The organism is Catellatospora sp. KI3, from assembly GCF_029948125.1.
In the GTDB taxonomy this organism is placed as follows: domain Bacteria; phylum Actinomycetota; class Actinomycetes; order Mycobacteriales; family Micromonosporaceae; genus Catellatospora.
In genome coordinates this window covers 58,209-80,488 of the sequence record NZ_JASAMB010000021.1, presented here as the reverse complement: position 1 = coordinate 80,488, position 22,280 = coordinate 58,209, and the positions used below count along the sequence as shown (strand labels likewise).

Genomic DNA, 22,280 nt, shown 5'->3' with positions numbered 1-22,280 from the left:
CCAGCTTTCGCCGATCCGGCGGCGCCCGGGGCCGTCGTCCCGCGGTGCGATCGGACAAGCCGCCCGTTTGCGGCCGCCTCGGCGCCAGCTGGCACGTTTTCTCGAATCCGGCCGGGTTCGCGTGGCATGTTTGTGGACCGTCCATACGTTCCGTATTCTTGCCAGCCTATTGGAGTGCGCGGCGTGAGCCGCGCGCCCGTTTTGCATCTGGGGGACGGCATGGCCGAACAGCGGGCAGGCGGGAGCAGGACAGGCGCGGCGGCGGACAAGGCCGCGGCGAAGACCACCGCGGCGCCGAAGCGCTCCGTGAAGACGGTGGCCGCGGGGGCGGCCACGGCAGAGGGGGAGACGGTGACGGCGACCTCGGACACGACGAAGCGCGCGACGGCCAAGCCGACCGCCGACGCCAAGAAGGCCACCGCGAGCAAGGCCGCCCCGGCGGCGGCCGCGAAGAAGAAGGTCGGCACGGCGGCGCACGACGCCGCCTCGACCGCGCAGACCACCCGGCGGCCCGCCGCCGGGTCGGAGGAACATCCCCCCGCCCAGGCAACGCCGAGCGCCGCCACGACCGCGGCCGAGGGAGCGACCATGGTCAAACCTGCCGAGTCCAAGACCGCCAGCCGCACCGCCGCCAAGCCGGCGGCGGCAGCGGCGAAGAAGGGCGACCGCAGCGCAGCGGAGACGGAGAAGATCCGGGTCGCGTTGACAGCCCGCCGCGACGAGCTACAGGAGGAGTACGACCACACGCTCGTCGAACTCGCCGAGCTGCAGCGCGAGCGCCTGACCGACTCCGCCGGCGACGACCAGGCCGACACCGGTACCAAGACGTTCGAGCGCGAGCAGGAGATCACGCTGGCCAACAACATCCTGGAGCGGATCACGCAGGTCGAGCGGGCCCTGGAGCGCCTCGACGAGGGCAGCTACGGCTGGTGCGAGCGCTGCGGCAATCCGATCCCGGTGGAGCGGCTGGCCGCGTTCCCGTCGGCCACCCTGTGCGTGACGTGCAAGGCGCTGGAGGAGCGGCGCTGAGCGCGGCACCGCTAGTGGGTACAGTTCGGCGCGGACTTACGGACGGCCGGATGTGACGAAGGCGCGGGTGCGCCATGGCAGGGGAGTGTTGTCGGTGGAAGAGACCAGACAGGTGGAGCCGGAGCACTCCCCGCGTGCCATCGGGCACGGCCGGGCCGTGGCGATCTTCGCGGGGATGGCGTCGTTCGCCGTCCTGCTGGACGTGGTCACCAAGGAGATCGCGACCAAGCAGCTCGACCCGGACGAGCCGGTCCGGCTGCTCGGCGGCGCGCTGTACCTGTCGCTGACCCGCAACAGCGGGGCGGCGTTCAGCCTGTTCCGCGACCACACCTGGATCTTCCCGATCATCGCCGTCGGCGTGATCTCGTGGATCCTGTGGGCCGCGCGCAGCCTGCGGTCGCTGCCGTGGGCGCTGGCGCTGGGCTCGATCATGGGCGGCGTGCTGGGCAACCTGCTCGACCGGATCTTCCGCGCGCCGGGCACCTTCCACGGGCACGTGGTCGACTTCCTCAGCCTGTTCGACCCGTACGGGCGGACCTGGCCGATCTTCAACGTGGCCGACATGGCCCTGGTCGGCGGCGTCTGCCTGGCGATCCTGCTGGAGCTGACCGGCCGCCAGCGCGACGGCTCGCGCCTGACCGGCAAGGAAGAGCAGAAGAAGGCCGCCGCGGGCGACCAGCGCGAGGCCGAGTCGGCCGGCGTGACCTCCGAGCGTGGCTCGCAGGCATGGTCCTGAAGGGCGAGAGCCGCAGCCTGCCGGTCCCGGACGGACTGGATGGCATGCGGCTGGACCAGGCTGTCTCCCGCCTGTTCGGGCTGTCCCGCACCGCCGCCGCGACCCTGGTCGAGGCCGGCGACGCGCTGGTCGACGGCACCGTGCGCGGCAAGTCCGACAAGGTCTCCGGCGGCAGCTGGCTCGAGGTGACGCTGCCCGCGCCGCCGTCGGCGCCGACCGTCGTGGTCGAGACGGTCGAGGGCCTGCGCATCGTGCACAGCGACGACGACATCGTGGTGGTGGACAAGCCGGTGGGCGTCGCGGCCCACCCCAGCCCCGGCTGGACCGGCCCCACCGTGCTCGGCGGCCTGGCCGGGCTCGGCCAGCGGGTGGCGACCTCCGGGGCGGCCGAGCGGCAGGGCGTCGTGCACCGCCTCGACGTCGGCACGACCGGGCTGATGGTCGTGGCCAAGAGCGAGTCCGCGTACACCGCCCTGAAGTGGGCGTTCAAGCACCGCGAGGTCGACAAGCGGTACCACGCCGTGGTCCAGGGCCACCTGGATCCGCTGCGCGGCACGGTCGACGCCCCCATCGACCGCCACCCCACGCACGACTGGAAGTTCGCGGTGATGTCGGGCGGCAAGCCCAGCGTCACCCACTACGACACGCTGGAGGCCTTCCCGGCCGCCAGCCTCGTCGACATCAAGCTGGAGACCGGCCGCACCCACCAGATCCGGGTGCACTTCTCCGCGCTGCGCCACCCCTGTGTAGGTGACCTGACCTACGGCGCCGACCCGACCCTGTCCGCCCGGCTGGGCCTGTCCCGGCAGTGGCTGCACGCCCGGGAGCTGAGCTTCGTCCACCCGGGCAGCGGGGAAGAGGTCCGCTACGTCAGCGAGTACCCGTCGGATCTCGCGCACGCGCTGTCGCTGCTGCGCGACGCCGGATAGGGCGACGCGCCCCACCGGCCTGCGGCGGGGCGCGCGCCCACCTTCACGGAAGGAACCTCAGTGCAGAGGTTGCTGCGTCACCTGGACCAGGTGGTCGTGCCCCGGCTCGCGCGCGGCTTCGCCCGCGCGGGCGGGGGCGGGCTGCGGCTGCGGCTGCTGACCGGCATCGCGATCGTCGGGGTCGTCGGCGCGCTGCTCGGCGCGGTGTGGGCGACCCGCCGCCCGGTCACGGTGTCGACCGAGGGCCCGGCCGCGGAGGTGGTGCGGGTCGGCGTGGTCCAGGGCCAGAGCGTGCCGCTGTACGCGCGCCAGGCCCGTTCCGAGCTCGCCGGGCTGCTCGAGCGCCCCACGGTGACGCCCGTAGAGACGTACGCCCTGGTCAGCCTGCGCGCCTACCTGGCGCCGGAGCGGCTGACCCCGGTGCTCGGCGGCGTCTCGGTGGTGGAGGTCTTCGCCCGGGTGCCGCTGAGCGACGCGGCGACCCAGTCGGTCCGCATTCCGGCCTTCACCATCCCGACCGACGTGGTCGAGGGCATGGTGCAGGTGGCGCGCCGGCGCGCCGGTGACGCCGCCGACCTGCGCAACGTGGCGGCGAAGCTGCAGACCACCGACGCGACCGAGGTCGCCCTGCGCCGCGGCTACCTGGACGACTCGACCGTGGCGGCAGCCGAGGCCGAGGCGTACCGGGCCGGCTGCGCCTGCGTCTACGCGGCGGTGGTGCGGGCGACCCCGGCGGCGCTGGACCAGATCGCCGCCCGCCCCGAGGTGCGCGCCGTCGACCCCGCCCCCGAGGTGCGCCGCCTCGACCGCGCCGTGTTCCTGCCGCCCCTGCCCGAGCAAGTCGGCCAGGCCCCGGTCGCCGCCACGCCGTCGGCCGCCGCGTCGGCCGGGCCGGTGGTCTCGGCCGGGCCGGTGGTCTCGGCCGGGCCGTCACCCGAGCCGTCGCCGTCGGCCGAACCGGCGGCCACCGGGTCCGCCGCTCCGGCCCCGGCCGGCGAGGCGGCCCCGGCTGAGTCGCCGAGCGCCATATCCCCCAGCCAGGCCCCTTAGTTACACCCGGGTAGGCGCAAAACAGGGCTGGAGGTGTGGGGGCCCGAGCACATAGGGTGGTCAAGCTGGTGCCCGGTGGATAGCCTGGGCCGCATTGATCAGTCTGGGCAGGTCGGGAGGTTGCACCGTGGAGCGCAACGGGCAGCGTGGACCCGACGACCCCGCCTCCTGGGGCCAGCCGGGCAACCTGCCGGCGCCCGACACCTCGCGCTGGCGGGTGCTGCTCGACCGGGCCAAGATGCCGCCGCGCCCCGGTGACGCCCGCCCGTCGCCCGGCCCCGGCGCCGGGATGCCGTCCGCGGGCGGCGGCGGCCTGGGCGGGCGCGTCGAGTGGCGCCCCGCCGCCGCGCCCTCCGACCTCGACCAGGCCGTCAACCTGCTGCGGGGCCAGCTCGACCGGCCCAAGGTGCTGGCCTTCGCCAACCCCAAGGGCGGCGTGCACAAGACCACCGCCACCGTGCTGGCCGCCGCCACCATCGGCAGCGTGCGCGGCCGGGGCGTGCTGGCCTGGGACGACAACGAGCTGCGCGGCACGCTCGGGCTGCGCGCCGGCAGCGCCCGGCACGCCCGCACCATCCGGCACCTGCTCGGCGACCTGATGGAGATCGAGAACGCCCCGCCGTACGAGTTGAAGGACCGGCTCGACGACTACCTGCGCCACGCCTCCGACGGGTCGTACGACGTGCTCGCCGGGGAGGAGAATCCGCGCTTCGCCCAGCGGCTGGACTCGCACACCGTGCGCCGGGTGCTGGAGCTGCTGTGCCGCACCCACGAGGTGGTCTGCGTCGACACCGGCAACAACGTGGAGAGCGCCAACTGGCAGACCGTGCTCAACGCCTGCGACCAGCTCGTGATCACCACCGTGCCGCGGGAGGACGCCGCGTTCACGGCCGACTGGATGATCGACCTGCTGCACGAGGTGGGACTGGGCAAGCTCGCCGAGAACGCGGTGACGCTGCTGTCGTGCGCCACGCCGGGCCCGTCGGCGATGCTGGAGGATCTGCGCAAGCACTTCGCCACCCGTACCCGCGCGGTGGTGGTGGTGCCCTTCGACCCGGCCCTGGAGACCGGCTCCTCGATCGAGTACGGGGCGCTGCAGCCGCAGACCAAGCGCGCCTGGCTGCACGCCGCCGCGGTGATGATGGAGCCGTTCGTCCGGTGACCCGACCGGGTCGGCGGGCGCGTCCCCGTCAGCCCGGCGGGGTAGGCTGGCGGCCGTGTCAGACTCCTTCGTTCACCTGCACGTGCACACCGAATACTCGATGCTCGACGGTGCGGCGAGACTGAAGGAGCTGTTCAAGGAGGCGACCCGGCTCGGGATGCCCGCCCTGGCCATGACCGACCACGGCAACATGTTCGGCGCCTACGACTTCTACAAGCAGGCGACCGCCGCCGGCATCAAGCCGATCATCGGCGTGGAGTCGTACGTCACGCCCAGGACGCACCGGTCCGAGCGGACCCGGGTGCGCTGGGCCGACGGCGGCGAGAACGACGTCTCCGGCGGTGGCGCGTTCACCCACATGACGATGCTGGCCGCCGACGCCGACGGCCTGCGCAACCTGTTCCGGATGCAGTCGCGGGCCAGCCTGGAGGGCTTCTTCTACAAGCCCCGGGCCGACCGGGAGCTGCTGCAGAGCTACGGCAAGGGCGTCATCGCCACGACCGGGTGCCCGTCCGGCGAGATCCAGACGTGGCTGCGCATCGGCGACTTCGACAAGGCCGTCGCCTCGGCCGGTGAGTTCCAGGACATCTTCGGCAAGGAGAACTTCTACCTGGAGCTGATGGACCACGGCATCTCCATCGAGAAGGCGGCCCGCGACGGCCTGGAGCGGCTGCGCAAGCACCTGAACCTCAAGCCGATCGTCACCAACGACCTGCACTACACCTACGCGGCCGACGCCGACGCGCACGAGGTGCTGCTGTGCGTGCAGTCCGGCTCGACGATGGCCGACCCGAAGCGGTTCAAGTTCGACGCCCGCGACTTCTACCTGAAGTCCCCGGCCGAGATGCGCGCCCAGTGGGACGACCTGATGCCCGGGGCCTGCGACAACACCCTGGAGATCGCCGACCGGATCGGCGACTACAAGTCGGTGTTCGCCCACCGCGACCTGATGCCGTCGTTCCCGGTGCCCGAGGGGCACACCGAGGAGTCGTGGCTGCGCGCCGAGGTGCACCGGGGCCTGCGCGACCGCTTCCCCAACGGGGTGCCCGAGGACCGGCTGCGCCAGGCCGACTACGAGCTCGACGTCATCTGCAAGATGGGCTTCCCGGGCTACTTCCTGGTCACCGCCGACCTGTGCGAGTACGCGCGCAAGGAGAAGATCCGGGTCGGGCCGGGGCGTGGCTCGGCGGCCGGCGCGCTGATCGCGTACGCGCTGCGCATCACCGAACTCGACCCGATGGCGCACGGCCTGCTGTTCGAGCGGTTCCTGAACCCCGACCGCGTCTCGATGCCCGACATCGACATGGACTTCGACGAGCGTCGGCGCGGTGACATGATCCGTTACGCGACCGAGCGCTGGGGCGAGGAGCGGGTCGCGCAGATCATCACGTACGGCACGATCAAGGCGAAGGCCGCGATCAAGGACGCGGCGCGGGTGCTCGGCTACCCGTTCGCGGTCGGCGACAAGATCACCAAGGCGATGCCCCCGGCCGTCATGGGCAAGGACATCCCGCTCACCGGCATCTTCGACCCCAACCACCCGCGCTACCCCGAGGCGGTCGAGTTCCGGGCGCTGTACGAGTCCGACCCCGACGCCAAGAAGGTCGTCGACACGGCCAAGGGCATCGAGGGCCTCAAGCGCCAGTGGGGCGTGCACGCGGCCGGCGTGATCCTGTCCGGCGAGCCGCTGATGGACGTGCTGCCGATCCAGAAGCGCGAGCAGGACGGCGCCATCATCACCCAGTGGGACATGGGCGCCTGCGAGTCCATCGGCCTGCTCAAGATGGACTTCCTGGGCCTGCGCAACCTCACCGTCATGGACGACTGCCTGGAGGGCATCCAGCTCAACCGGGGCGAGACCCTGGTGCTGGAGGAGCTGCCGCTGGAGAACCCGCCGACCTACGAGCTGCTGGCCCGGGGCGACACCCTGGGCGTGTTCCAGCTCGACGGCGGGCCGATGCGGGCGCTGCTGCGCTCGATGGTCCCCGACGGCTTCGAGGACATCTCCGCGGTGCTCGCGCTGTACCGGCCGGGTCCGATGGGCGCCAACGCGCACAACGACTACGCCGACCGCAAGAACAACCGCAAGCCGGTCGTGCCGATCCACAAGGAGCTGGCCGAACCCCTCGCGGAGATCCTGGGCGACACCTACGGCCTGATCGTGTACCAGGAGCAGGTCATGGCCATCGCGCAGAAGCTGGCCGGGTACACCCTCGGCCAGGCCGACCTGCTGCGCCGCGCCATGGGCAAGAAGAAGAAGGAGATCCTCGACAAGGAGTACGTGCCCTTCTCCGGCGGCATGAAGGAGAACGGGTACTCCGACGAGGCGATCAAGACGCTGTGGGACATCCTGGTCCCCTTCTCCGACTACGCCTTCAACAAGGCCCACACCGCCGGCTACGGGCTGGTCTCCTACTGGACCGCGTACCTCAAGGCCAACTACCCGGCCGAGTACATGGCGGCGCTGCTCACCTCCGTCGGCGACGACAAGGACAAGTCGGCCGTCTACCTGGCCGAGTGCCGCCGCATGGGCATCAAGGTCCTGCCGCCGGACGTCAACTACTCCACCGCCCGGTTCACCGCCGTCGGCGAGGACATCCGCTTCGGCCTGGCCGCGGTCCGCAACGTCGGCGCCAACGTGGTCGACGCGATCGTGCGGGGGCGCAAGGAGCACGGCAACTTCACCGACTTCTACGACTACCTGCGCAAGATCGACGCGGTGGCCTGCAACAAGCGCTCCGTCGAATCGCTGATCAAGGCGGGCGCGTTCGACTCGATGGGCCACGCCCGCAAGGGCCTGCTGTCGGTGCACGCCGACGCCATCGACTCGTTCATGGGCGTCAAGAAGAACGAGGCCATCGGGCAGTACGACCTGTTCGGCGCCGCCTTCGCCGACGACGCCGCCGCGCCCGCCATGGTCGTCACCCCGACCATCCCGACCAGCGAATGGGACAAGACCGACCTGCTCGTCTTCGAACGCGAGATGCTCGGCCTATACGTCTCCGACCACCCGCTGTTCGGCCTGGAGCACGTGCTCAGCAAGGCCGCCGACATGTCCGTCGCCGCGCTGTCGGAGGAGGGCTCGGTCTCCGACGGCCAGATCGTCACGCTCGCGGGCATCCTCTCCGGCGTGCAGCGGCGCATCACCAAGCAGGGCAAGGCGTGGGCCTCGGCCACCCTGGAGGACCTGGACGGCGCGGTCGAGGTGCTGTTCTTCCCCAACACGTACGACCTGGTCGGGCAGTACATCGCCGAGGACGCCATCGTCGTGGTCAAGGGGCGCGTCGACCGGCGCGACGACCAGGCCCGGATGATGGCGATGGACCTGTCCATCCCCGACATCTCCGCCCCTGACGACGCCAAGCCGGTGGTGCTGGCGCTGCCCGCCAACCGGTGCACGCCGCCGCTGGCCGAACGCCTGCGCGAGGTGCTGTCCACCCACCCCGGCCCGGCCGAGGTGCACGTCCGCATCACCAACGGCCAGAAGTCCAGCACCTACCGCCTCGGCCCGATGCGCGTGTCCCCGGTCCCGGCCCTGATGGCCGACCTCAAGGCCCTACTCGGGCCCACCGCCCTGGGCTGACGCCCCGCTCTCGGCCGGCGCCCCGCCCGCGGCCGGCACCCTGCGGTTTCGGGGAAAGTGCACGAATCGAGGTCAAGATTCCAGCACTTTCCCCGAGACTGCACCCGATCATGGGCGCGAGGTCAGGGGATCTCGGGGTGGTGGTTGCCGGCCTTGTCGACGGTCTGGCTGGTGGCGACGTCGGTGCCGGTGGTCTCGTTGGCGGCGGCGGTGATGTTGACGCCCATGCTCTGCAGGGCGGAGCCGACCTGGCGCCACAGGCTCAGGATCACCGGGCCGATCTGCTCGTAGTTCTCCTGGATCTGCTTGCCCGAGTCGTCGTTGCCCCACGGGCGGGCGCTGCCCCCGGCCTCGATCCGGGCGCCGATGCCGTCGCGCAGGCCGCTGACCTGCTGCCCGGCCAGGAACATGCGCCGCCCGGCGTCGCGGCCGGTGTCCAGGTCGAGGTTGGTGCCGTCGCCGGGCGGCCAGGACAGGTGCCGCACCGGGATCTCGTCGCCGCTCACCGCCGACCCTCCTCGGGCTCCTCGGGCTCGTAGCCCATGATGCTGTCGTGGCGGCGCATCATCGCGTTGACGTCGTTGGTGCGCAGGAACTCCATCGCCCCCGACTCGGCGGGCAGCACCTGCGACATCAGCGCGGTCACCCCCGCACCGGCCGCCTCGGCGGCCCGGGACACCGTCTTGGTGATCTCCTCGGCGAGCTTGACCGCACCGTACTCCCGCAGGCTGCTGGGGTGCAGTTCCAGGTGCACCAGGCGGCCCCGCGCGTCGACCGTCGCCTTGATCAGCCCGTCGGTCGTCTTGGCGCTGCTGCGCAGCGACGCCAGCTTGGTCTGCAGCTCGCCCATGCCGGTACGCAGCCGCGAGTACTGATCGTGCACCTGCGCGAAGCGCTCCTTGAGCGCCCAGTTCGCGTCGCGATCGGACTGTTGCGCCACGACTCCGCCTTTCCCCGCACTCCGCTGCCTGCGACTGTATCCGCTGCGGCGGTTTCCCGCCGAAACGGGCCTGTCCAGGGTTGGCGCGGTCTTGGAGACATCGAGTAACTTACCCAAGGCGTTGCTCGGCTGCCTTGGGGAGGGTGCGGGATGTCTTGGTTGCCGTCACCGATTCCGCACCCGCTGTCCTACTTCGACGCTCCTGGTTGGTGCAAGGAGCTGCTCGACTGGGTCATCGGCATGGACTGGCCCGAGGGTGACGAGCAGGCCACCTGGGACATCGCCGACAACTGGTACGCCGCCTCCACCGAGCTGCAGGACCCGCTGCTGGAGTCCGAACGCGCCGCGCTCGACGCGGTGATCGCCTTCGGCGGCGCCGAGGGCAAGGTCGCCGCCGCGATCAAGGAGGCCTGGCTGCAGATCGGCAGCGGGTCGGACAAGTCGGCGCTGCAGGCCGCCGCCTTCGTCACGCACGCGCTCGGCGAGATGCTGGAGGGCGCGGGCTGCGACATCCAGGGCGCCAAGCTGGAGTACTACATCGAGCTCGGCCTGCTGCTCATCGAACTGATCGCGATGGCGGTCGCGGCGTTCTTCACCTTCGGCGCCTCCACCGCCGCCGCCGGGCCGATGTGCATGGCGACCCGCTTCGCGATCAAGGAGATCCTCAAGCGGCTGCTGAAGTCGCTGATCGAGCGGGGCATCAAGCGCGCGGTCAAGGACAAGCTGAAGGACCTGGGCAAGGACTTCGGCAAGAAGCTCGGCAAGTGGGCGATCAAGGCCGGCAAGGAGGGCCTGGACGAGGCCAAGGAGGAGCTGCTGACCCAGGGCGGCATCCAGGCGTACCAGAACGCCATCGGCCGCCGTCACGGCGTCGACCTGGTCGACCTGGCCGTCTCCGCCGGTGCCGGGTTCGCCGGCGGCGCCGCGAGCACGCTCGCGGGCAATCACAACGGGTCGTTCACCAGCAAGATGGCCCACGGGGCGCGGGGCGAGGTGCTCGGCGAGCTCGGCGGCTCGGCCGTCACCGGGCAGCTGCCGGGCCTGGACAACCTGGGCATGTCGGCGGTCTCCGGGGCCCGTGGCAGCGCCACCCACCACGTCACGCAAGAGTTCGACGCGATGACCGACGCGATCGTGGGCAACCTGGCCGCGATCAGCCTCGACGGCGACCCGGCCGGTGGCATCACCACCGCGGCCGCCGCGACCACGGGCGGCGGCGCCCCGCCGAACACCCAGCCCGTGCACACCACCGACGACGGCAGCTCGCAGTGGCCGAGCGCGCCCGCGGGCGGCTCGGACGGCGGCGGCTCGCCCGGCACCGGCGGTTCGGCCTCGCTGGCCGGAGTCGCCCCACCGGCCGACACCGGCTTCGCGCCACCCGGCTCCACCGTCGCCGCGACGACCACCGCCGCAGCGTCCGGCCCGGCGACGGGCCCGGTGGTGGCGGCGCCCGCCGGCATCCCGGCCCAGACCGGACCGGCGGCGGGCCCGGCCGCGGCCCCGGCGGTGGCCGCCCCGGCCACCGGCGGCAGCCCGCTGAGCACCGGCGCCGCGACCAGCACCGGAGTCGCCACCGGGGGCGCCTCGGCCGGACTCGCGTCGACCTCGACCGGCACCGCGACCTCCGGCCCGAGCACCGCGGGCACCGGTTCCAGCACCGCGACCGCCGGCCCCGCGACCGCCGGCCCCGCGACCGTCGGCCCCGCGACCGCCGGCCCCGCGACCGCCGGCCCCACGACCGCCGGCCCCACGACCGCGGGCACCAGCTCGACCGCCTCGACCGCGACGAGCGGCGCTACCACGTCGACCACCGCGGCCGGCACTTCGACCCCGGCGTCGTCCACCTCCGGCAACACCACCTCGACCGGCTCCAACGCGAGCACCTCGACCTCCGGCCCGGCGACGCCCGGCCGGACCCCTGGCACCGGTGCGCCGACCCCGTCGGGGCCTACCGCTCCGGGCCAGACCGCGCCCACCACGTCCACGGCCACGACCGGCTCGACCCCGGCCAACCCGGCCACCAGTTCGAACCCGGCCGGTCCGGCGCAGTCGGCGACGCCGGGCGCAGGCCCGAGCACCACCTCGCCCAGTCCGGCGACCAGTTCGAATCCGGCCGGTGCGGCGCAGTCGGCGACGCCCGGCGCAGGTCCGAGCACCACCTCGCCCCATCCGGCGCCCAGCCCGGCGCAGTCGGCGCCCGGCGCCGGTCCGGGCACCGGCCCTGACGGGACGACGCGAGACCCCGGCACCGCGCCGCAGGTGCGACCGGCCGCGCCGGACGGCTCGACCGCTGGCGGCGGCACGTCCGACCCGGCGACCGCGGTGCCCGCGCCGGTGACCACCGCGGGCACCGGCCCCGGCGGTACGCGTCCCGACGGCAGCGGGGCACGTCGCCCCGGCGACGGACGGGGCGACGTGCCCGACACCGACGCGCGGCGCTGGAGCGACGCCTACCACGGCGGCCTGCGCGCCCAGCGGCGTGCCATCCTCGCCTCGATGGGCGCCCCCGGTGCGCTCGCGGCGGCGGCCTGGGACGCGCTCAACCGGCACCGCGGCCCGGACTTCGCCACCGGCGGCGTCACCACCGACGACGTCTCCGCGCTCACCGGCGGTGACACCCCGCCCTCGGTCGACGCCTCGCGCCGCTACCACCAACGCGGCGGCTACCGGCCGGTGCTCACCCGGCACCAGCGCGAGCTGGAGGACGCGGTGCCGCGCGGGGCGGACGGGCGGCCGCGGCGGTTCCCGTCGCTGTCGTCGGGCTGGCTGGGCCTGGCCAACGACGGTGGTCCGCAGGCCGACCCGAGCCGCGGTGTGAACTGCGTCGACGTGGTGCTGTCGGTGGCCGACACCTGGCTGCACGGACGGCCCCGGTGCGCGGCGCCGCGTACGCTCGACGGGTTCTCGGCGGGGCGGCCCGTGCCGTCGGGCGGCGAGCCCGGGGGACCGCGCCGGATCGAGGACTTCTTCGGCGGCCGCCTGCAGCAGCTGTGCCCGAACACCCGGGGCATGGACCCCGACCAGGCCGCCGACGCCGTCACGGACGCGTACGCCCGGCTGGAGCAGCAGCTGCTCGCGGCCGGTCCGGGCGCGATGGCGGTGATCATCCACCAGGCCGCCGACGGCACCTCGCACACCTGGCCGGTCTTCAACGACGGCGGTGTCGTCATGTACGCCGACCCGCAGCAGCCGCCGGGCGAGCCGACCACCACGCCGCCGTTCACCGACGGCATCCGCCGGATGGACGCGCTGGTGGTGGCCCCGGACGGGAACCAGTCGCGGATCGCGGACGCCCCGGTGGGCGCCTGGTCGCAGGATCGGCCGAGGCGGGACGCGGCGTCGGACCGTACCCCCGAGGCCGCCGCGACCACGACCGCACCCGGCGCCGCCCCGCAGACCTCGACCACCGCGGACCCGGCGGTCGACCCCGCCGCCGCGACCGACCCGGCCGCCGCGCCGGACCCGGACGTCACCGCGACCGACCCGGCCGCCGCGCCGCGGCCCGACAGCCCGTCTGCGCCGCGGGCTGACAGCACGCCTGCGCCGCAGGACGACGCGGCCGACCCGGTGCCCGACCCGGCGGGGTCCGGGCGGGGTCCGGCCGAACCGCCCGCCGACGTGATGCTGCGCAGCCTCGACGACGCCGAACTGGCCGCACTCGGGGTGGGTACGGCGACGCTGGCCGACCTCGGGTACCCGGACCCGTCGGTGCTGTCCGCCGCGCAGCGGGCCACGCTGGAGGCGATGCTGCCGCAGGTCGCGGTGGTGCCCACGGCGGACGTGCGGTTCACCCAGCGCTCGGTCAGCCCCACCAGCGGCGACATGTCGCTGGAGGAGTTCGCCCGGCGGATGGGCGACACCGGCTGGCGCGGCGGCCCGGCCCACGTCGTGGCCTGGGGTGACGGCAGCCTGACCAGCCTCGACAACCGGCGGATGCGGGCCGCGCGACAGGGCGGCCTGGACGCGGTGCCGGTGTGCGTGCACACCCCCGACGAGCCGCTCACCAGCCTGCCCGGCGGCGAGGATCCGGAGCGCAGGAGGTACCGCGCGCCGCTGACCACGGAGATTCGGCGGCTGCCGGACGGGACGCTGGTGGTCGGCGGTGACCGCGGCGACGTGGCGTACGCGCCGGGCACGGTGCCGACGACGTTCGGCGAGGCGGCGATGTTCCGCGCCGCCGAGCAGCGCAGCCTCCTGCCGGGGCGGCTGTTCGGCGCCGACGTCGCCCCCGTCACGATCGGCAGGCCGCCCGGTCCCCAGAGCGTGGCCGGCGAGCTCACCTCGGCAGAAGCCCAGGTTCTGGCTTCGCTGCACGCCGATGCGCAAGCGACGGCCGACACGATCATGGGTGATCTGTCCGGCCTGGCGGACGCGGTCAGCGACCGGCTCGGCCTGACCGGTGAGCAGCGGGTGCAGCTGCGCGGCACCGGGGAGCGGGTGAAGTCGCTCGCCTCGCTCACCCGCAAGTTCCTGGTCGAGGGCAACGCGGTCGGCATCGACGCCTTCGCCGACGGCGTCAACGACGTCGTCCGGTTCTCCGTGCAGCTGCCCGGCGGCGCCGCCTACCGGCAGGCGTTCGACCAGCTGCGGGCCGGGCTGGAGGCCGACGGCTACCAGCTGACGACGCTCAAGAACTTCTTCCGGCCGGGCAACCGGTTCCACGGGCTCAACGCCACGTTCACCAGCCCCGACGGGCAGATGTTCGAGGTGCAGTTCCCGACCGCGGAGTCGTTCCGGGCCTGGGAGCTGACCCACCACGCGTACGAGGTCATGCGCCAGGCCAGCCCCGACGACAACGACGACCTGCCCGACGGGCCCGACCGCGCCTCGGCCCTCACCGATCCGCAACTCGGTGAACTGCCGCCGCGCCGGGTGCACGCCTTCCTGTCCATGCTCGCGGTCAACGCCCAGCTCGGACTGGACCAGGGCGTCCCACCCGGCGTCGCGGACATTGCGGGTCCCGATGGAGGGCCGGTCGGGGCGGTCGACACCGGATTCGCCAAGTGGATCACGAAGAACCGCAGGCTGTGGGCCCGCTACCGCACGTGGTTGGATGGCCAGGACGCCTCGTTCGACGGCTTCGCCGACGTGCTCGCCGAGTTCGGCCTCGACCCTGACAACATGCCGGTCGACCCGGCCACCGCCGCACGACTGGAGCAGCTCGATGATGGACTACTACGCGTTCTACGCGGTGGACAAGTCCCAACCGCCACCGACCGGGATCCTGATCTCGGACGGCCAGGACGCGATGATGTGGAGCCATCGCCAGAAGGCCTGGGTGTACGACCCGGCGGGAGTGCACTGGCTGCTGGACAACCCGACCTACACCGACCGGTCGGAGGTGATCAGCAGGGAGGAGGCCGAGCAGCTGACCCTGCAGATCACGAAGGGGACCGAACCCCTGCCGGACGAGGAGACCATTCTCTGGATCTTCCAGTGGAAGGGCGCCCCGCCGCAGAGCGACGACTAGACGACCCCGCCGCTGACGACACCCCGCCCGACCCGATGGGCACGGCGGTGCCGCCGCCACCGCACGACGTGATGATGCGCGACCTGACCGACGCGGAGCTGGCGCGGCTGGGCGCGGGTCGGGCGACCCTGGCCGAGCTGGGCTTCCCCGATCCGTCGGTGCTGACCGACGCGGAGCGGGCGCAGCTGGAGGCGCTGCTGCCGCGCGTGGCGGCGGTGCCGACGGCCGACGTGCGGGTCAGTCAGCGCTCGGTCAGTCCGTTCAGCGGTGCGAAGTCGATGGAGGAGTTCGCCCGGGAGATGGGCGACACGGGCTGGCGCGGTGGTCCGGCGCACGTGATCGTGTGGGGCGACGGCTCGCTGTCCAGCCTGGACAACCGGCGGCTGCGCGCGGCCCGGCTGGGCGGGCTGGACCAGGTGCCGGTGTGCCTGCACACCCCGAACGAGCCGCTCAACGGGGAGAAGGGCGACACGCTCGCGGTCGACCTGCGGCGGCTCGACGACGGGACACTGGTCATCGGCGGTGACCGCGGCGAGATCGTTTACGCCAAGGGCACCGAGCCCAGGACGTACGGCGAAGCGGCGCTGTTCCGCGCCGCCTGGCAGCGCAGCCTGCTGCCCGGCCGCCTGTACGGCGCCGACGCGGTCCACGTGACCATCACCAAGCCGCCCGCGCCCACGACACCGGCGGTAAGCCTCAACGAGGAACAGGCACGAGTTCTGGCCCGCGTGCACACCGACGCGCAGGCTCGCGCGCTGGCCGCGCTCGGTCACCTCACCGGCATCGTCGCCGACCTCAACGGTCAACGTGGCCCGGCCGCCGAGGCGGCACAGAGGCTGCAACTGCAGGGCACTGACCACATGGTCAAGACGTTGGAATCGATACAGCGCAAGTTCTGGACCGAGGGTCAGCGGATGGGTGCGCGGCTCTTCGCGTCTCAGCTCAACGACGCGGCGCGGTTCTCGGTCCAGCTTCCCGACGGCGCCGACTACCCCGTCGCGCTGCGGCAGGTCATCGCGGCGTTGGAAGGGCAGGGCTACGAGCTCACGAAACTCAAGAACTTCTTCCGGCCGGGCAACCGTTACCACGGCCTGAACGCCACGCTCCGGGCCCCGGACGGCGGCCTGATGGAGATCCAGTTCCCGACCGCGGACTCTTACCGCGCCTGGCAGCTGACCCATGACGCGTACGAGGTGGTGCGCCGTGACGACGAACTCGATCCGCGTCGGGTTCACGCGATGCTCAGCATGTTCGCTGTCAACGGCGAACTCGGACTCAACGATCAGGTTCCGCCGGGCATCGAGGAACTCATCAGTGAACGGTTCCCCGACGCGCAGCTGGTGCAGGACACGAGTCTGCTGAGATGGATCGCCGGCCAGCGCGAACTCTGGGTGGATTACCGGACGTGGTTGGATCAGCAGCACGCCACCTTCACCGGCTTCGGTGATGTGCTCGACGACTTCGGCGTGCAGGCGTCAGACCTGGTGCTCGACCCGGAAGTCGCGCGGGAGCTGGAGGGTATCGATGATCAACTATTATCAGACGTACGTGCACGACAAGAAGGACGGCCTTCCCCGGGGCCTGTTCATAGTGGGGGAGACGGACCAGGACGCGATCCTCTGGGACTTCGACAACCAGGCGTGGACGTACGACCCGAGGTCGATCGCGGCGTACCGCTTCAAGGCGGAGAACATGGATCGGTACGACCGGATCACCCGGGAGGAGGCCGAAGCCGTCTTCCAGACGATCAGTCATCGGGGCGACGAGTTCCCGGACGAGGAGACCATCCTCTGGATCTTCCAGTGGAAGGGGGACATCCCGGAGAGCCCGGACTGGTCGGACCAGTATCCGATCTGACCGACGACCTACCGCCGGACCCGGCGGGCACGTCGGCGCCGCCCGCCGACGTCATGCTGCGCGACCTCACCACTGCGGAGCTGGCAGCGCTGGGCGTCGGCACGGCCACCCTGGCCGACCTGGGCTTTCCTGACCCGTCGGTGCTGACCGACGCCCAGCGCACCGAATTCGAGTCGCTGCGGGCGTGGTTGGATGGCCAGAGCCTGTCGCTGGACGGGTTTGCCGACGTGCTCGCCGAGTTCGCGCTCGACCCGACGCAGCTTCCGGTCAGTCCCGACGTCGCCGCGAAACTGGAGAACATCGATGGTGACCTACTACGCGGTGGACAGGAACGAGCCGCCGCCCAGGGGGATCCTGGTGACGGAGGGCCTGGACGCGATGCGGTGGAGCCACCGCGGCAAGGCGTGGATCTACGACCCGTCGGGGGTCCGCTGGCTGCTGGACAACCCGGAGTACGCGGACCGCTCGGAGCCGATCAGCCGGGAGCAGGCCGAGCAGCTGACCCTGCGGCTGACGGACGGCAGGGAAGCGCTGCCGGACGAGGAGACCATCCGCTGGATCTTCCAGTGGAAGGGAGCGCCCCCGCAGCTGGAGGACGAGGACTAGCCGCCGACGACGCGCCGCCGCCGGACCCGATGGGCCGGGCCTTCGGCCCCCGCCCGGACACCGGCCTCAGCGATGCCGAACGCGGCCTGCTCGACGAGGTCCACCGGCGCGCGGTACGCAGCTCGGAGGTCATCCTCGACGATCTGACCGACGTGGCCGGCGACGTGGAGCGCCGCCTCGGCCTGCCCCCGGGCAGCCTGGAGCTGCGCGACACCGCTGCCAAGGTCAAGAGCCTGGAGTCGCTGGAGCGCAAGTACCTCACCGAGGGCCGGTTGGAAGGTCCGGCGGCGTTCGCGGCGACGGTCGACGACTCGGTCCGGTTCTGCCTGGTGCTGCCCGACGGCGCGGACTACAGACCCGCCCTGGACCGCTTCATGCAGGGGATGGCCGCGGCGGGATACGGCGTGGACGGGCCGCCGAAGGACTTCTGGCGCCCCGGCAACCGGTTCTACGGCACCAACGCGACGTTCCGGGCGCCGGACGGCACCCTGTTCGAGGTGCAGTTGCCGACCGACCTGTCGTACCGGGTCTGGCACGCCACGCACGCCGAGTACGAGGTGCTGCGCGACGACGACGCCGACCCTGAGCCGCGGGTCCGGGCGCTGCTGCGCATGATCGAGGTCAACCGGGCCACCGGTATGCTCGACGCGATCCCGCCGGGCATGGGCGAGCAGTCCAAGGACACGAGCCTGGCCAAGTGGATCTCGGACAACCCGAAGGTCTGGCACGCGTTCGTGCGCCGCCTCGCCGCGCAGGGCCGTACGCCGGACGACGTGATCGCCGAGTACGACCTCGCGCCGGCCGACTTCCCGGTCACCGACAAGGTCGCCGCCGCCCTGGAGGGAACGGATGCTGTACTACCAGGCGCTCTATCTCAAGGACGTCGAGGAGTTCCCGGACCAGCCGCCGACGGGCCTGTTCGTCCAGGGGGAGGGGTTCCGGGAGTCGCTGATCTGGGATCACCGGGCCCAGGAGTGGCGCTACGACCCGGAGACGGTGCGCGACCACCTCAGGAACTGGCGCAACGACTCCCGGCGCAGGCCGGTCCCGCGGACCGAGGCGGAGCAGGCCGCCCTGGCGATCACCCAGGGGACGCGGCCGCTGCCGAGCGAGGCGGAGATCGCGGCGATCTTCGCGGAGTCGCACCGCAGGAGGGCGGCGGGCGAACTGGACTGACCCCGGACGACGTCCCACCGGACCCGATGGGTTCGGTGTTCGAGCCGGAACCGGCCGCGCTCACCGCGGTCGAGACGGCGATGCTGGACGAGGTCTACGAGACCGCGCGCCGGCGTTCAGCCGACGTCATGGCCGAACTGCAGGCCGCGATCCGTGCCGTGAGCGCCGAGGTCGGCAGCGAGCTGCGGCTGCCCGACGACACCGAGCAGACGCGGTTCAAGGGGCGGGCCTCGCTGGAGCGCAAGTACCGGCTGGAAGGCCAGGCACACGGGCCGGACCGCTTCGCCGACGCGATCAATGACGCGGTCCGCTTCTCGGTCGTCATGCCGGACGGGGACGCGTACCGGCCTGCCCTCGACGCGATGGTCGCCCAGCTGGGTGCCCGGGGGTACGTGCTGGACGGGCCGCCGAAGGACTTCTGGCGGCCGGGCAACCGCTTCTACGGCACCAATGTCACCTTCCGGGCCGCCGACGGCCTCCGGTTCGAGGTGCAGTTCCCCACCGCGCAGTCACACCGGGTATGGCACCGCACGCACGGCGAGTACGAGGTGCTGCGCGACGAGTTCGCTGCGCCGCTGGACCGGCTCCGGGCCATCCTCACGATGATCGAGGTGAACCGCGCCGAGCGGATGGCCGACGCGGTCCCGGCCGGCATGGGTGGCGACGCCGCCAAGGACAACGGCCTGGCCAAGTTCCTGGCCGAGCAGCCCGGCGTCGTCGACGCGGTGCACCGCGAGCTGGCGGGGCAAGGCCGTACCCTGTCTGATCTGATCGCCGAGTATCACCTCACGCCGCAGGACTTCCCGGTCTCGCCGAAGGTGGCTCCGAACCTGAGGGAACAGGATGCTGCAGTACTACGCGCTCTACGTGAAGGATCTGGACGGCTATCCGGACCAGGAGCCGACGGGGCTGATCGTCCGGGGGCCGGGTCTGCACGAGTCGATGATGTACGACCATCGGGCTCAGGGCTGGCGGTACCGTCCGGAGGCGGTCGGCCGGATCATGAACGACTGGCGCTGGGACGACCGGCGGCGAGCGGTGGACCGGACGCAGGCGGAGCTGATCGCCCTGGCGATCTCGGAGAACCGGGGTCCGCTGCCGAGCGAGGCGGAGATCGCCGAGATCTTCCGGGAGTCCCACCGCAGGCGCGAGCAGGGGACTCTGCCGGAGTAGACCCGGCCCGCCCGCCGCACCAGCGCGGACCCGCCGACGGCGACGTGCCGCCGGACCCGGCCGGGACGGCGCGGCCCGAGCCGTCGGACCCGGCGCACCCGCAGTGGTCGTACCGGGCGGCGCTGCAGACCCGGCTCGCCTCGTTCGAGCTGCGGCGGCGCCAGCAGGAGTCGGACGCCCTGGCGCGGCGCTCGGCCGAGCAGCTCGACGAGAGCCGCCGCCTGGAAGCGTGGGCGCGGCACTACCGCAGCCAGGACCGGTACTCGTCGCAGGGTGCGCTGTGCGAGCAGTGGGCCGACTACCACCGCGCCTGGTCGGTCGAGTTCGGCAACCGGTCGCGGGCGGCGTACAACGGGACGTTCACCGGCAACGAGTTCAACTTCGTCACCACCGACCAGTGGACGCAGCTGAACAGCGACGTCGGCGAGCTGTACGCCGACCCCCAGCCGGTCGACGGGCGGCCGTACCAGCAGGTGGGCGGCCTGCGGCCGCCGCTGCGCGCGCACCAGGACGACCTGGTCGCGGCGATGCCGCGCAACCCCGACGGCAGCTTCCAGCAGTTCCCCGACCCGCGCGTCGGCCGCTGGTTCGGGCTGGCCAACGACAGCGGCCCCGGCTTCGACCCGTCCCGCGGCATCAACTGCCTGGACTGCATGCTCTCGCTGTGGCAGACCTGGCGCGGCAACCCGCGCGTCTCCGCGCCGCGCACCTGGGACCGCTACCGCGGCACCGACGCCTGGCAGGTCGACCGGGGCGAGGAGTGGGGCGACCAGCGGGCCGCCGCGCTGGCCGGGCGGCAGTGGGAGACCGTGTTCCCGGACATGTCCAGGCAGCTCCCGCCCGACCAGATGAAGCAGTGGGTGGACTGGGGCTTCGCCACCCTCACCCACCAGCTGGTCGCGGGCGGGCACGGGTCGGCCGTGTTCATCACGACGAGGTGGCAGGGCGGCGGCGGCCACGCCTGGCTGGCGGTCAACCAGAACGGCACGATCCTGTTCCTGGACTCGCAGACCGGACAGATCAGCGAGAACGTGCCGATGTACCGCCACGACGGCGACCCGGCCAGGTCGGCGAACGTGGCCTCGATGAATGCGATCTTCCTCGACGCCCAGGGCACGGCCCAGCCGATCCCGGCCCTGGCCCAGACCTCCTGGGGCCGCCAGGCGAACGCCCAGCTCAATCAGGCTCAGACGGCGCACAGCCAATCCGCCGAGCCGTCAGAGCCCACGCCGGAGAACTCAGCCGCAGACGACGATCCGACTGATCCGGCAGGAACTGTTCCAGCAGGCACGCATAGTCATGCCCCCGGCTCCGATGCGAAGGCCATCGCGAGATATGCACGGATTCGCGCCTACTGTGACGACGTCGAGAGGATCGCTCGTATTACCGGGGCGCCAGAAGAGGTCGTCGCCCGGGCGCGGCGTAACATCTTCCTCGAGACGCACGATGTTGCGGTCGGCCCAGGGCCAGAGAACCTATATCGCGGTCACTACTTCTGTGCATATGACTGGATCGCCGATGTGTGGACGCAGGGGTATGGCGGTGTGTTCAAGTCTGAGACGGAACGCCGCACCCTGCTGATGCTCCTCGCTCACGAATACGTCGAATCGCGACTGTTCGAGCTGACGGACCTTCCGTACGCGCCGTCTGACCCGGACTACTGGTTGCCGGACCTCGAGCTGGGCGGGTGGCTCGCAGATCCGTCGCCGGACCACTTCGGTGTCCACGATCTGGCGCCGAGGCAGAATATGGCGGACCCGTTTGGGCAGTATCGAGAGCTTCTCGGTATGGCGGTTCCAGATGTGGAGGCGCCGCTCGATCTAGCCGATCTTGAGCGGGTGGTTCACGCCGTGTTGGAGAGAGTGAGGTTGCGGTCATGACCGTGAGCGAACCGGTGCGACGGATTGGCGCCCGCCTGGAGGCCGTGGTGTGGGGCGAGAACTTCGTGACCGTGCCCTCGCGGCAGCGCCTCATGAAGGAATACCTGCGGCGTGCCGCCCTTTGGGCGAACGAATACGGCGTCGAGGAGCGGTGGCCGTTCTTCGATATCGCTGAGTGCGTGGACCCGGCCTCGGCGGTGGATCAGGAGTTTCTCGAGCAGTTGATGAAGCGGCTCGAAGACCGCGAGATCATCGGGCCACATCACTGGTATGTGGCCTATATGCTCCGTTTCGCGGCTTTGACGGTCGCCCTGCCTGATCTGGCTGATCCGTTTGAACCGATGCTGAGGTGTTATGAGCGGGGGGGTGCTTTCGGGCTGGAAGGCGGAGCCGTGCTCATCGGACATTCCTACGGCGTGCAGCATCGGCCCTTCGAGCGATTCCTGAATTGTCCACCGCTCGACATCAGCGATGTGGTCTTGGACGAACTGGATGTTCCGTGGCTCGCCAAGGTGGAGAAGAGCCGGGCTCGCGCCGACGAACAGGCACGGCGGGAGCAGGCGAAGAAAACGGCACCTGACCTCGATCACCTGCGGGACTGAGGCGATGGACGTGCCTTGGCGGGCGAAGATAGAGGAGCGGCTGGCCCGTGCGAAGAACAGGTGATCAGTGACTGCCGAGCTGCGGGC

General features: G+C 71.8%; 9 protein-coding genes and 1 pseudogene. 8 read left to right on the top strand and 2 right to left on the bottom strand.

The window, feature by feature from the left end; translation table 11 throughout:
* The first annotated feature begins 588 nt into the window (after nt 1–588).
* The 6 genes and pseudogenes from QEZ54_RS28170 to dnaE all read left to right on the top strand — a co-directional run bounded on the left by QEZ54_RS28170 (nt 589) and on the right by dnaE (nt 8,489).
* Nucleotides 589–1,029 carry a TraR/DksA C4-type zinc finger protein gene (locus QEZ54_RS28170; RefSeq protein WP_281307820.1) on the top strand — a complete coding sequence of 147 codons (441 nt, stop codon included), beginning with the start codon at nt 589–591 and terminating at the stop codon, nt 1,027–1,029.
* A gap of 94 nt (nt 1,030–1,123) precedes the next feature.
* Complete coding sequence (locus QEZ54_RS28165) at nt 1,124–1,765, top strand: signal peptidase II (RefSeq protein ID WP_281307754.1); 642 nt, start codon at nt 1,124–1,126, stop codon at nt 1,763–1,765.
* Nucleotides 1,756–2,694: an RluA family pseudouridine synthase gene (locus QEZ54_RS28160; RefSeq protein ID WP_281307753.1), complete on the top strand. Its 939-nt coding sequence runs from the start codon at nt 1,756–1,758 to the stop codon at nt 2,692–2,694. The genes QEZ54_RS28165 and QEZ54_RS28160 overlap by 10 nt, the downstream gene beginning before the upstream one ends.
* A gap of 60 nt (nt 2,695–2,754) precedes the next feature.
* Nucleotides 2,755–3,744: a hypothetical protein gene (locus QEZ54_RS28155; protein WP_281307752.1), complete on the top strand. Its 990-nt coding sequence runs from the start codon at nt 2,755–2,757 to the stop codon at nt 3,742–3,744.
* A 322-nt stretch (nt 3,745–4,066) separates the two neighbouring features.
* Nucleotides 4,067–4,906: pseudogene (locus tag QEZ54_RS28150) on the top strand (chromosome partitioning ATPase); the annotation flags it as partial.
* Nucleotides 4,907–4,961: 55 nt separating this feature from the next.
* On the top strand, nt 4,962–8,489 hold the full coding sequence (gene dnaE / locus QEZ54_RS28145; protein WP_281307751.1) for a DNA polymerase III subunit alpha: 3,528 nt from the start codon (nt 4,962–4,964) through the stop codon (nt 8,487–8,489).
* 122 nt (nt 8,490–8,611) lie between these two features.
* On the opposite strand, the gene QEZ54_RS28140 is transcribed toward dnaE, so the two are convergent.
* The gene (locus tag QEZ54_RS28140; protein WP_281307750.1) at nt 8,612–8,995 is read right to left on the bottom strand and encodes a hypothetical protein; all 384 of its coding nucleotides are present in this window, start codon (nt 8,993–8,995) and stop codon (nt 8,612–8,614) included.
* On the bottom strand, nt 8,992–9,429 hold the full coding sequence (locus QEZ54_RS28135) for a YbaB/EbfC family nucleoid-associated protein (RefSeq protein WP_281307749.1): 438 nt from the start codon (nt 9,427–9,429) through the stop codon (nt 8,992–8,994). The genes QEZ54_RS28140 and QEZ54_RS28135 overlap by 4 nt, the downstream gene beginning before the upstream one ends.
* 150 nt (nt 9,430–9,579) lie before the next feature.
* Between QEZ54_RS28135 and QEZ54_RS28130 the strand changes: the two genes are divergently transcribed.
* Nucleotides 9,580–21,591 carry a toxin glutamine deamidase domain-containing protein gene (locus tag QEZ54_RS28130; RefSeq protein WP_281307748.1) on the top strand — a complete coding sequence of 4,004 codons (12,012 nt, stop codon included), beginning with the start codon at nt 9,580–9,582 and terminating at the stop codon, nt 21,589–21,591.
* A complete protein-coding gene (locus tag QEZ54_RS28125) occupies nt 21,588–22,193 on the top strand; it encodes a hypothetical protein (RefSeq protein ID WP_281307747.1) in 606 nt (201 codons plus the stop codon). The genes QEZ54_RS28130 and QEZ54_RS28125 overlap by 4 nt, the downstream gene beginning before the upstream one ends.
* The last annotated feature ends 87 nt before the right edge of the window (nt 22,194–22,280 follow it).

What these genes read in the sequence shown, in the direction of transcription:
- QEZ54_RS28170 (WP_281307820.1), top strand. Translation starts at nt 589, where the DNA reads ATGGTCAAACCTGCCGAGTCCAAGACCGCCAGCCGCACCGCCGCCAAG.
- QEZ54_RS28160 (WP_281307753.1), top strand. Translation starts at nt 1,756, where the DNA reads ATGGTCCTGAAGGGCGAGAGCCGCAGCCTGCCGGTCCCGGACGGACTG.
- QEZ54_RS28130 (WP_281307748.1), top strand. Translation starts at nt 9,580, where the DNA reads ATGTCTTGGTTGCCGTCACCGATTCCGCACCCGCTGTCCTACTTCGAC.
- QEZ54_RS28125 (WP_281307747.1), top strand. Translation starts at nt 21,588, where the DNA reads ATGACCGTGAGCGAACCGGTGCGACGGATTGGCGCCCGCCTGGAGGCC.